Genomic DNA, 12,180 nt, shown 5'->3' with positions numbered 1-12,180 from the left:
GGGCTCAGCTTTTGGATTTTTTGCTCCCCTTGGTGGACTTGCTCTTGGCTTTGGGCTGTTGAGCGGTTCCCTGGGCCTGCTCAAGGGGGGGCTGTCCCAGGGGAGGTCGCCGCTTGTGCCAGTCGGTGCTCTGCTCATAGGCATAGGCCACCCGCAGCACCTTGCTCTCCTGCAAGACGTTGCCTATGATCTGCAGGCCAATGGGCAGACCGTTGGCAAAGCCACAGGGCAGGCTCAGCCCCGGCAGGCCCGCCAAATTGACCGGGATCGTCATCAGGTCGCACAGGTACATACTCAAGGGATCCTCCCGCTCCCCCGCCTTGAAGGCCGGCGTGGGGGTGGTGGGGCTGACCAGCACATCCACCTTCTCGAAGGCCCTGAGGAAATCCTGCTTGATCAGGGTGCGCACCTTCTGGGCTTTGAGGTAGTAGGCGTCGTAGTAGCCGGCAGAGAGGGCATAGGTGCCGATCATGATGCGCCGCTTCACCTCCGGCCCAAAGCCGCGGGCGCGCGTTTTGCCGTACATAGCCAAGAGCGAGTCGGCGGGTTCCCGCAGGCCGTACTTGACGCCGTCGTAGCGGGCCAGATTGGAAGAAGCTTCCGAAGGGGCGATGATGTAATAGGTGGCCAGGCCATAGCGAAAGCTAGGACAGTCGATCTCCAGGATCTCCGCCCCCAGCTCCTGTAGGTGTTGGATGGCGGCTTCCACAGCAGCACGGGTTTCCTCGCTGCAGCCTTCCCCCAGCAGGTTGCGGATGACGCCGATCTTGAACCCCTTGATATCCGGGATCAAAGCCTGGCTGTAGTCCGGGATCTCCACCTTGAGGCTGGTGGAATCCAGGGGGTCATGGCCGGCAATCCCCTGCAGCAGCAGGGCCACGTCCTCCACCGTGCGCCCAAAGGGCCCCACTTGATCCAAAGAGGAGGCAAAAGCCACCAGCCCATAGCGGGAGACCAGCCCATAGGTGGGCTTGAGGCCGACCACGCCACAGAAGGCCGCCGGCTGGCGGATCGATCCCCCCGTATCCGATCCCAGGGCCACCACCGCCTGGTCTGCCGCCACCGCCGCCGCCGACCCGCCTGAGGATCCCCCCGGCACCCGCGTCAGGTCCCAGGGGTTGGCGGTGCGCTGAAAGGCCGAGTTTTCCGTAGAACTGCCCATGGCAAACTCGTCCAGGTTGGTCTTGCCCACCGTCACCATGCCGGCAGCCGCCAGCCGCGCCGTCACCGTCGACTCGTAGGGCGGGATGAACCCCTCCAGCATCCGGGAAGCGCAGGTGGTGCGGATCCCTTGGGTGCAAAGGTTATCTTTCACCGCCAACGGGATCCCGGCCAAAGGGCCAATCTCTTCCCCGGCCCGAATGCGGGCGTCCACCGCCCTGGCCTGTTGCAGAGCCAGTTCCTCGGTCACAGTAATAAAGCTCTTGAGCTGCGGCTCCAGTTGGGTGAGACGCTCCAGGTATTCGCGGGCGATCTCTTCGGCAGAGCGCTCTTTGGTTACCAACTGCCTGTGGAGGGCACGGATGACAGACATAGGCAAACTCGTGGGGAAGGGCAAATGCCAGTGAGGCCAGACAAAGTTCCTCTAGATTAATCTAGGTGGGATCCCTTCCTACCCAAAATCCCGCCAATTTCCTCTCTCCCTGAGAGAGAGGGGCTGGGGGTGAGGGCGTCGGCAATGCAGAGCGCTTGGGCCCAAGTTACCGCCGTTCCAAAAAGTCGCGGCGCAGATCCCGAATCTCCTGCCGCATCTCCCGCATCTCTTGGGCCATCTCGTCAGTGCGCCGTTCCAAAGCCTCGGTGCGCCGTTCCAAAGCCTCGGTGCGCCGTTCAATGGCTCGGGTGCGCTCGTCAAAGCGATCCAGCGCCTCGCGGAAAAACTGCGCCAGCATCGCCTGCCCTTCCCGCAGCTCTTGGATCAAAACCTGCTGGTTTTGCTGGGCAGCTTGCAACTCCTGGACGGCCCGAATCAGCCACTGCTCTTGCTCAGGTGTCATGGTTACCAAGGCGCTACAGAACAAGGAAATCCTACCACCCTAAATCTCCTCCTGGGAGAAGGATCCGGGGATGGTTACACTAGCAACGCAGAGCGCTTGGGCCCAAGCTACCGCCGTTCCAAAAAGTCGCGGCGCAGATCCCGAATCTCTTGCCGCATCTCCCGCATCTCTCGGGCCATCTCGTCAGTGCGCCGTTCCAGTGCTTCTGTGCGGCGTTCGATGGCCCGAGTACGCTCGTCAAACCGATCCATTGACTCGCGAAAGAACTGCGCCAGCATCGCCTGTCCCTCCCGCAGCTCTTGAATCAAAACCTGCTGGTTTTGCTGGACAAGACGCAGCTCCTGCTGGGCAGCTTGCAATTCTTTTTGGGAGGCTTGCAGCTCTCTTTGGGAGGCTTGCAACTCTTGGATGGCTTGAATCAGCCACTGTTCTTGCTCGGGCGTCATGGTTACTGAAACACTACAGAATAACGAAATCCTACCACCACTAACTCTTCTCTCCTCCTGGGAGAGGGATCGGGGGCAAGGGATCCAAATCCAAAACCTCAATGGAGAGTAGGGAACTCGAATCCCTGACCTCTGCGGTGCGATCGCAGCGCTCTACCAACTGAGCTAACTCCCCGTAGCTTTACCAGAATAACCCGAATCCGCAGCCAAGATCTCCCCCGCCTGCAACTCCAGCTTGGGAAAGACCTTTGAGGATACCGGATCGGATCCCTTCAGCTCCAGCACATCGTACCAGCCTTCATGAAGCAGCAGCAGGCTCACCTTCTCCTCCAAGGGATCCACAACCCAATACTCGCCGATGCCCAAAACGCAGTATTCCGCCCGTTTGGCCCGGTAGTCCGCCGCCCGGCTGGATTCGCTCACCACCTCCACCACCAATAGCGGCGGCGGATCCTCCAAGCGAATCAAAGCCTCTCGGGATCCCATCTCCTGCCACTGCTCCAAAGGCAGCACCACCACATCCGGGATCCGCACCGTTTCCCAGCGGTTGCCCCGCGGCGACTGGATCCCCAGGCCGCCCTGGATTGTTGTCCAAGGCAACTGCCGTCTGGCGATCTCCGCCTCAAAAACCTGGCTGAGAAACTTTTGGATCTGGACATGCCGTCCGGTTGGAAGGGCCATGGGCACCAACTCCCCCGCCACCAACTCATAGCGGGTATCGCCGCCATCGGAATACTTGAGGTACTCTGCCAAACTCAGGCGAGCCGTTGTCGATCCAGAAGCAGAAACGGATCCGATCGTCAAAGCCACAGCCACCTCCAAAGGCTGCTCTGCTGCCATCCTAACCCCCCTCTCCCTCAGGGAGAGGGGCTGGGGGTGAGGGCCGGCGCGGAGCACTTGAGGCTGCTACCGCCGTTCCAAAAAATCGCGGCGCAGATCCCTCATCTCCGCTGCCATCTCATCAGTGCGGCGCTCTAGGGCTTCCGTGCGGCGCTCTAGGGCTTCCGTGCGCCGTTCCAAGGCTTCTGTGCGCCGTTCCAGGGCTTCGGTGCGGCGTTCAATAGCGCGGGTGCGCTCGTCAAAGCGATCTAGCGCCTCGCGGAAAAACTGCGCCAGCATCGCCTGCCCCTCGCGCACTTCCTGAATCAGAACCTGTTGATTTTGCTGGCCCGCTTGCAGCTCTCGAATCAAAACCTCCTGGTTTTGCTGGACAAGGCGCAGCTCCTGCTGGGCAGCTTGCAGCTCTTTTTGGGCAGCCTGCAGCTCCTGGACAGCTCGGATTAACCACTCTTCTTGTTCTGGGGTCATCGTCAAAAAGTTCTACAGAGGATAAAAAAATCCTACTCCCCTCTCCCTCAGGGAGAGGGGCTGGGGGTGGTCGCGTTAGCGGCGCGGAGCGCTTGGGCTGGGAGAGGGGCTGGGGGTGAGGGCCGCCGGCGGCGCACAGCGCTTGAGGCTGCCGGAAAGAACCACCCAAAACAAAAACCCCTCTCCCTATGGGAGAGGGGCCAGGGGTGAGGGATCGGAGGTGAGGGCTCAGTACAGCGCTTCTTCTTGGTGGGTGATGATGGTGCAGTCGGAGGTGGGGTAGGCCACGCAAGTCAGCACATAGCCCTGCTCGATCTGATCGTCATCCAAGAAGGATTGATCGCTTTGATCCACCGTGCCGCTCACCAGCTTGCCGGCACAGGTCGAACAGGCCCCGGCACGGCAGGAATAGGGCAGCTCGATCCCTTGCTCCTCCGCCACATCCAAAATGTACTCGTCGTCCGGCACATCGATGGTGACGTCCAAGCCCCGCTCTTCGTTGATCAACCGAACTTTGTAGACAGCCATCCTGGTTGGATCTCCAGAAAAAACATCCACTCCTCATCCTGCCACCCTTCTGCCCCGGATCAAGCATCCTTTTGTGAGGAAATAGGCAAATCTTCCGGTTTTTTCCAGGTGGATCCGCAAAAGCCATGCTGGGCAAGGATTCTGACTGCTCTTCCGGTGGCTCCACCTGCTTTGCTCCCAGAAGCCGCCACCCGACTCCTTCCCGGGACCCTGCCCGGTGTCTGTGACCCACGTCACCTTTGATCTTGTCCAGAAAAAATCGGCAGTACTTGCCAAAGCGGGCTAATGGGCTTGTATGATAAGCAGAGTAAACAGACGAGCCGCTTATCCAAGCGCGTGTGCGTCTTTTCTCGATTGGCTCTTTCCTACGGCCTGGCTTGCCCTAGGCGAGTTGATCGGGTAAGTTAAGGGAAGTGTTCAGCCGAACCCTACTTTTTTGGTTAAGAGGAGAACAATGAACGGAACAATGCACAAGTGGCTCCTGAAGTCACTCGGGTCTCTGTCTCTGGCTTCCACAGTGGTGCTGCTGCCCCTGCTGCTCACCGGTTGCGGCGAAGAAAGCAGCACCAGCACTGTTACACCCGTACCGCCGCCGCCCCCACCACCCCCACCGGCTCCCCCGGCTCCGCCGTCACCAACTCCAACCCCGGTGGGACGGGTTATCGCCATTAGCCCGGCGGATGGCGCCACCAACGTTCCTATCACCACCAGCATTGTTATTCGCTTCAGCGAGCCGGTGCGCGAGGCTCCCTTCGCTCAGGCCTTGAGCATCACCTCAGTGGCGCCGCAAGCGGGAGTTGTGCCGGCTGGCGACTTGTTCTTCAATGACGACCGCACTCAGGTCACCATCACCTTCCGCACGCCGCTCACCAACGATGCCGTGTACCGGGTTGTCATCTCGCGGGCAGTGCCGGACTTGTTTGCTTCCGGGCGCAGTCTGCCGGAAGACTTTGTGGCCACCTTCACCACCGGTTTTGTGGCAGCTCCGGAGGGTCCCATCAGCCTGCTGCCGACGCAACTGGCAGCAATTACGCCTGGCGGGCAGGTATTCTCCAACCCAGTTGCGGTGCCAGTGGGCTTTGGCATCCGCCGCGCTATCCCAGCCGAGAACATCCCAGTGGGGGCTTACACTGACTACCGCGCTGTGCTTTCCTTCCCCATTCCCGACGCCATTCCCCGCAACGCCGTTGTGCAGGGGGCGCAGTTGACGCTGGTGCAGTTGCCCTCCTTCGACTCGGCCATCATTCCTGGTTTTGGCGACCAGGGGCTGGGCTTCTTCTTCCTGGATCCGACACCGCACAACCTGCCGTCCAACAACGTGGTGTTCCAGGAAGTGACCTTGGGTGCGCCCAACAACGTGGTTTCCAGCGACTTCTTTGCGCCAGCTTCCAGCCCCACCTTTGTTGCCCTGAGCATCAATGGCAACGTGCTGGGTGGGGATGTGTCAGCGGGGCCGCGCACGGCGGATGTGGGGCCTGGGGTGCAGCGGGCGGTGTCAGGCTCCCGCTTCTACCAGGTGCGGCTGCAGTGTGCCCGTGAGGTGTGGAACAACCAGGCTACTCCGGCCTTTGTTGCGGTGCTGGCCACGGCGAGCGCAAGCGTCAGTGTGGCTGCTCCCACCGCTTCGGCAAGTGGTACTCTTGGGCCGGCCATTCTGACAGGAACGCTTCAAGTCTCGGCTACTGCTGGTGTGGGTACCGGTACCGGAACTGTGGCAGTTCAAGCTACTGCCCCGGCCACTGCAACGCTTGACGTTGCCGGAGCCACCACGCAAATTGGGTTTGGCTCATTTACTGCAACGGTAAGCGTTTCTAACGCTCTGCCGACTGGGGGCACTGTTTCTGCAAGTGTTTCTCTTAGTTTTGGCTCCTTCACCCAGAGCGCTCAGCTTCCGTCCGCTCAAGTAACTCAAATCTTTAATGCCGGTTTCCTCTCGGGTATTGCCGCTGGTACGTTTCCAGTACCCAAGCTTACTACCGGTTCTTTGGCAGCAGGTAACACCTTTACCGTTCCCTTCGGTCCTCTGGTCGCTCCAGGTGGCTTTGTGGCGCCGACGGCCTCTGTATCGGCAAGTGCTTCGGTGACGGCTTCGGTTTCGTTCAACGTGGCCACCCCTATCGTCTTTGAAGTGAGCCAGGGGGCTACGGGCACCTGCCGCGCCGAGTTCGACCGGGAGCCGGCCACGGGTACGGGTGCTGGCCCTATCACCACCGCTCGCGGGCCGCGGCTGGACATCACCTTCACCATCCCGCGGTAGTCCATACACTCTATCTGGCTTTAGGGCTGGGCCTGTTGACTTTTAGGCGGCAGGCGTTCAGACGGAAAAGGTGGGTGGGTCTTAAGTGCCTACCCACTTTTCTAGGCTGTTAAGCCTACCAAAGGCAGGTGAAGCACTATTCGTTTGATAGAATTGTCTAAGTTGAGACTCAGGGATATGGGAACCGAAATTCAAAAGCTCCTTAAGCAAGCATTTGGCCATCATCAGTCGGGCGAGTGGGATCAGGCCGAGGAATGCTACCTAGAAATCTTAAAGCTAGAACCCAACCATCTTGATGCTACTCAGTATTTGGGTATACTGGCCTACCAACAACAACAGTATGTCAAATCTGTAGAATACTTAGAACGGTGTATAGGTCTTGGTCAAAGGTCGGCATCGTTGTATGTCAACTTAGGTGCAGTCTACGAGAAGCTAGATCAGCTAGAAAAGGCCCTAGAATGCTACCGACAAGCTACCCAAATAGATCCAGAAAGTCTCAACGCAAACTTTAACTTAGGTCTGGCTCTAATTCAACTCGAGCAGTGGGAAGAAGCCCAGAAAGCCTTTCTAAAAGTTTTAGAGTTGAACCCTCAAGAGTATGAGGCAGCTTATTTTCTTGGGCAAGTCTTGCTGAAGTTAGGTCAGGTCAACAGTGCCATCAGCATCCTAAAAAAAGCAGTAAAGGACAAGCCGGATTACATTGAGGCTCATCTTCAGTTGATTGATGCCCTCTCTTTAGCTGGAAACAAAGAAGAGGCAATTCAACACGCGAGACAAGCAGAACCGCAATTTCCGGCTAGTGCTGATTTACAGCTTAAGCTAGGTTTATTGCTGGCAGAGTCGATGCAGTATGAAGATGCGATTGTTGCCCTAGAGAAAGCCTTGATGATCAAGTCTTCTGCTGTTATTCATCTAAATCTTGGGAAAATCTATGGCGAAATTGGTCAAGAAGATAAGGAAATAGCGCACTACAAAAAAGCTATAGCAATCAATCCAACCTATGCGAAAGCCTACAATAACTTGGGGGCGGCACTAAGCCGAAAGATACGACACCAAACTGCAACAGAGATAGCTGCACAGGAACTAAGCTTGGGAGGTAAAAAAGATCTTGAAAGTCAATGCCAAATTATTCAAGCTGCAAGAGACTGCTTTCAGATTGCTATTTCTCTAGATTCGGAATACGCTGAAGCTCATCACAACCTAGGTATTCTCTACAGGGCAGAAAAGCGGCTAGATCTAGCCAGATATCATATATGCCTTGCTATTGAGATCAACCCAGAAGAATCAGATTACTGGCACAGCTTAGGATGCTGCTACTTAGACTTGGCCATAGCCGACAAGGCAGTTAGATGTTTTGAGCGAGCGATCGGCTTAGATCCAACATCTGCTCGAGCATATAACAACTTGGGTCTTGCTCATCGACTACTGCAAAATAGAGAGGAAGCAGAGTTTGCTTTTCACAGAGCTGCAGAGCTTTCGCCGGACTTTGCAGAAGTCTATTGCAATATCGGAGTCAGACTCTTCGAGCAGGAAAAGTACGATGATGCTCTGGAGCACTTCCAGGAAGCGATAAGACTTAAGCCTGAGCTAGCCGATGCCTATTTTTACAAGGGCTTAACCCTTAGCAAGCAATCCCGGACTCAAGACGCGATAGATAGTTATTTGCTAGCTATCGAGAGGAAGCCAAACTTTGCTGTTGCATATCAGAATTTGGGTGGTGCTTATCTAGAGCAATGCAGACTGGACGAAGCTCTAGAGAACTACAGGAAGGCCCTGGAAGTTGCTCCTGGCTTCGCAGCTGCAATGTCGTGTATCCTAATGGCTTCACATTATTCTGAGAAGTTTGACCCTGTGGAAACATTTATAGAGCATCAAAAGTGGGGTATTTCCTACCAAAGCCAGTATCAAAGCCACTGGAGACCTTATGCAAACTCGCGAACTACCCAGCGTCCCCTCAAGATTGGCTATCTATCGGGTGATTTTCGATTGCACTCGGTACATTTTTTCATGAGCTCAATCTACGATTGCCACAACCAGGAAAAATTCCAAATCTACTGCTACTCAAATGTTGATCAACCTGACACAGTAACTGAGCAGCTCTCCAAATGGGCAACGGGATGGCGAGATATTCACAAGCTAAGTGACGAGAAAGCTGCAAAGTTAATCAGAGAAGATCAGATTGATATTCTAGTGGATCTAAGTGGCCATACCGGCGGCACAAGAGTACACTTAATGGCTTTGCGTCCGGCCCCTGTACAAGTTACGTACCTTGGCTACCCCGACACCACAGGTATGACCGTCGTGGACTACAGGATAACAGATAGTTTTGCCGATCCTTATGATGTAACCGATAGTCTGCACACAGAGAAATTGATAAGGATGCCTCATAGCTTTCTTTGTTACAAGCCCTCTTGTGAGGCACCGGAGATTGTGGATCCTCCTGTGGTTAGAAACGGCTTTATCACGTTTGGATGCTGCAACAACCCTTCCAAGATCACTCCCAGAGTCATTAAGTTATGGGCAGATGTATTGAAGGCAGTGCCCCATTCAGTTCTGCGCCTGAAAAATCAGCGATATAGAGATGAAAGCACCCGTAAACTCTTTTTGGAAAGAATTGGAAGACACGGCATTCCAGACGAGAGAGTCAAGCTAGAATATGATAGACAGGGCTTTGCCGAGCATTACGCAGCCTATGGAGAAGTGGATATTGCTCTGGATCCCTTCCCTTACAACGGAACAACGACAACCTGCGAAACATTATGGATGGGAGTTCCGGTAATCACTCTGGAAGGTCTAGCACATGTTTCCAGAGTTGGAGTATCTATCTTGAGAACAGTGGACTTGCCGGAATTAATCGCACAGACGGAGCAAGACTACATTCGCATTGCCTCAAGGCTGTCTGAAGACATAGATCTTTTGGTCTGGATAAGGAGAACCATGCGGGAGCGACTCTCGCAATCACCACTTCTTAACGGCAAAACTTTTACAGCTTTCTTAGAGAAGGCTTACATCCTAATGTGGGAACAGTATTGCCAAGATAGAAAAGCTAGAATTAGGTTTACAGACTTGCCGTTCAAGTTTCGCAAGCACCCAAACTTAGCTCAACTCAGAAAGTAAGTTAGCTAGTAGGAGCAGACGACGAGAATGCTTAATCTACACATCGGTGGTAAAGAACCACATCCTGACTGGAAAATACTTAATATTTCGCCCTCTCCTGAGGTTGACTATGTTGCAAACGCAATAGATCTCAGTATGTTTGAGAACGAGAGCGTAGATCAAATATATGCCTCTCATGTTCTTGAGCATCTTAGTTGTCAAGAAGCAGGTGTGGCCTTAACAGAGTGGTATCGAGTCCTCAAGAAAGGAGGAAAGTTATTTGTTTCTGTACCTAATCTAAAGACGCTGTCCAAGCTTATACTAAGAGATGATCTCTCGTACGACGAATTGATACGTGTTATTAGCATGATTTACGGCGGTCAAATTGACCAGTATGACTTCCATAAATACGGCTATACCATTGAAAACCTGACTCACCTGCTTAAGACCGTTGGTTTTGGCTTTATCATTCAAGTAGACCAATTTGGCATGTTTAGAGATGCAAGCACAATTGTCTACTGCAACGAACTTATCAGCCTAAATGTAATTGCCTACAAAGAGTGAGGGGAACCATGTCTGAGCTGTCCATAGCCTCTGTTTTGGGAACCTCAATGCCTCGGATTAAAGTAATTGCCGTAGGGGCATCTGATGTTGGAGCTCCTGAGATATATGCCGAAATCATTCGGAAGGACTATGGAGAGTTAATTGGATTCGAGCCTGATCCTGAGGCTTACAACCGCTTAATTGAGAGAATTCGACAAGGTGATGGCAGTTCTAACGTCTTATACCTTCCTATGGCGGTTGGCGATGGTTCTGAATCCACCCTTTACCTGACCAACAGCGGAATGACATCCTCTCTGTTTAGACCCAATTATCATCTGTTGGAAAAGTTTCACGATCTGGCTGAGCTTTACCAAGTTGTCTCAGAGAAGAAAGTAAAGACTGTTCGATTGGATGATTTGGAAGAAGTCTCAGACGCTGACTGGCTTGTTATGGATACTCAAGGCAGTGAGCTAAATATTATTCGCGGAGCTAGACGTCTCCTAGAGGAGAGCATTGTAGTAGTTCAAACTGAGGTTCTATTTATCCCTCACTACATCGGCCAGCCGTTGTTCTCTGATATAGATATCGCTCTGAGAGAATGCGGCTTTCTAATTCATAGCTTAACCGGGATTTCCTGTCCACTTATGAAGTCATTTCCGAAGAGCCTTACGTCTTTGCGCACTCAGGCATCTTGGACAGACTTTATTTATGCAAAAGACTTTATGCGATTGGGAGAGCTGACATCAAGAAAGCGGCTAGCGCTTGCCACGATCCTCCATGAGGTCTATCGTTCTTATGACTTATGCTCTCACGTTCTCAGAACTCATGATGAGATAGAAGGTACTTCATTTTACGACACCTACATTTCAAAGCTCTAGGATCTTAGACTTCTTGCCTTTGATTTGAGGAAAGACCACATTCGCTTAGCGGCCTGTTCCCAGGTCATGCTTTTCGTATAATCTAATCCTCGTGAGAGTATGGTATTTCTATACCTTGTATCTCTTAGCTGATCAATAGTCTGCGATATGACATGCGGCTGCATGGATATCTCAATCCAAGGGTCAGTTTCTGTAGGCTGCCTTAATTGATGATCTTCAGATTCTCTCAAGATAATGACCGGGCAACCGCATCTCATTGCCTCGAAAGTGTAATTGCCCATTCCAAGTTCAGGTTCAATCTCAAACAATCCAACAGCTCCTGTGTAAAGCAGTGGTAAATCATCAGAACAAAGCCTAAGGTTATGGATTCGAGATCGAATTGGCTTGGATAAATCCATAACAGATTCTAGTGGCACATCAACTTTACTTCCATCAACTGATAGGTAAACAAGCTCAGGGACTTGTCCAGATACTAATTCGCTTACACTATCCAAGAGAGCAAATAGAGCTATCTTTCTTCGTTCCCCCGTTCCCGCTCTAAAAATGATATAGGGACGAGTTAGGTCTTTTTCTTCCCGAAACTTTCTTACCTTTAGAGGGGGCGATGGCATCAAGTCACTGTGCAAACCTGGGTAGATAACCTCAATATCTTCACTAGAAATACCTGGATATTTCCTCATTAAATCTGATGACACCTTCTTGGAAGGACATATAAATGCCGATGCAGCCAAAATGGTATTATGTTTCTCCTGTGCTGCTAAGCTTGGTAAGAACTCTTGGACTTCGTCCATACTATAAACCATAGCTACGCTTGAGGTTTTGAGGGGATACGTATACAAAGTTGAGATAAAAATGGATGCATTGACTTGATCACAGGCACTTTGCAGACCTATATGATCAGACTCAGCATTCTCATAGCTGTAATCAGGGATTAGGGCTACAACAGTGTCGCCTGGAAAACCTATACGTTGGCTTTCTCTCACTAAGACTATAAAGTCTCGAGTATATCCAAGCCTTACCCACTCACCTATGACGTTGCACCAGAAACTTGTAATAGAGGGTGGAGTCTCTAAATTAGGCTGTAGGGCAACACCATCAACAACGATCATTGCTTTTCCTCAACCAGA

11 protein-coding genes and 1 tRNA gene are annotated in these 12,180 nt (G+C 53.0%); 4 read left to right on the top strand and 8 right to left on the bottom strand.

The window, feature by feature from the left end:
* Positions 1-4 precede the first annotated feature (4 nt).
* The 7 genes from gatA to GG26_RS01995 all read right to left on the bottom strand — a co-directional run bounded on the left by gatA (position 5) and on the right by GG26_RS01995 (position 4,279).
* Positions 5-1,534 carry an Asp-tRNA(Asn)/Glu-tRNA(Gln) amidotransferase subunit GatA gene (gene gatA, locus GG26_RS02025; RefSeq protein WP_414388656.1) on the bottom strand — a complete coding sequence of 510 codons (1,530 nt, stop codon included), beginning with the start codon at positions 1,532-1,534 and terminating at the stop codon, positions 5-7.
* 166 nt (positions 1,535-1,700) lie between these two features.
* Positions 1,701-1,997 (bottom strand): hypothetical protein, encoded by a 297-nt coding sequence (locus tag GG26_RS02020; protein ID WP_099834899.1) that lies wholly within the window; start codon positions 1,995-1,997, stop codon positions 1,701-1,703.
* 107 nt (positions 1,998-2,104) lie between these two features.
* Positions 2,105-2,443, bottom strand: a complete 339-nt coding sequence (locus tag GG26_RS02015) for a hypothetical protein (protein ID WP_099812128.1) — start codon at positions 2,441-2,443, stop codon at positions 2,105-2,107.
* Between the two features lie 102 nt (positions 2,444-2,545).
* Positions 2,546-2,618: transfer RNA gene (locus tag GG26_RS02010), tRNA-Ala, on the bottom strand.
* On the bottom strand, positions 2,609-3,283 hold the full coding sequence (locus GG26_RS02005; protein ID WP_414388653.1) for a Uma2 family endonuclease: 675 nt from the start codon (positions 3,281-3,283) through the stop codon (positions 2,609-2,611). The genes GG26_RS02010 and GG26_RS02005 overlap by 10 nt, the downstream gene beginning before the upstream one ends.
* Before the next feature lie 66 nt (positions 3,284-3,349).
* A complete protein-coding gene (locus GG26_RS02000; protein WP_414388651.1) occupies positions 3,350-3,751 on the bottom strand; it encodes a hypothetical protein in 402 nt (133 codons plus the stop codon).
* A 228-nt stretch (positions 3,752-3,979) separates the two neighbouring features.
* Complete coding sequence (locus tag GG26_RS01995) at positions 3,980-4,279, bottom strand: ferredoxin (RefSeq protein WP_099813185.1); 300 nt, start codon at positions 4,277-4,279, stop codon at positions 3,980-3,982.
* A gap of 454 nt (positions 4,280-4,733) precedes the next feature.
* On the opposite strand from GG26_RS01995, the gene GG26_RS01990 reads away from it, so the two are divergent.
* The 4 genes from GG26_RS01990 (at position 4,734) to GG26_RS01975 (ending at position 11,053) form a co-directional block, all read left to right on the top strand.
* Entirely contained in the window at positions 4,734-6,536 is a 1,803-nt protein-coding gene (locus GG26_RS01990; RefSeq protein WP_414388649.1) for an Ig-like domain-containing protein, read from the top strand.
* Positions 6,537-6,713: 177 nt separating this feature from the next.
* Positions 6,714-9,653 (top strand): tetratricopeptide repeat protein, encoded by a 2,940-nt coding sequence (locus GG26_RS01985; RefSeq protein ID WP_414388647.1) that lies wholly within the window; start codon positions 6,714-6,716, stop codon positions 9,651-9,653.
* Between the two features lie 27 nt (positions 9,654-9,680).
* Positions 9,681-10,196, top strand: a complete 516-nt coding sequence (locus GG26_RS01980) for a class I SAM-dependent methyltransferase (protein ID WP_099812124.1) — start codon at positions 9,681-9,683, stop codon at positions 10,194-10,196.
* A gap of 8 nt (positions 10,197-10,204) precedes the next feature.
* A complete protein-coding gene (locus GG26_RS01975; RefSeq protein ID WP_414388645.1) occupies positions 10,205-11,053 on the top strand; it encodes an FkbM family methyltransferase in 849 nt (282 codons plus the stop codon).
* On the opposite strand, the gene GG26_RS01970 is transcribed toward GG26_RS01975, so the two are convergent.
* A complete protein-coding gene (locus GG26_RS01970) occupies positions 11,050-12,162 on the bottom strand; it encodes a hypothetical protein (protein ID WP_414388643.1) in 1,113 nt (370 codons plus the stop codon). The two genes, GG26_RS01975 and GG26_RS01970, sit on opposite strands and share 4 nt — an antisense overlap.
* Positions 12,163-12,180 lie beyond the last annotated feature (18 nt).

Origin of the sequence: Synechococcus sp. 'PEA 65AY6A-5F PE A', from assembly GCF_047462575.1 — a bacterium.
Lineage (GTDB): Bacteria > Cyanobacteriota > Cyanobacteriia > Thermostichales > Thermostichaceae > Thermostichus.
This window is presented reverse-complemented; position numbering and strand designations above follow the sequence as displayed.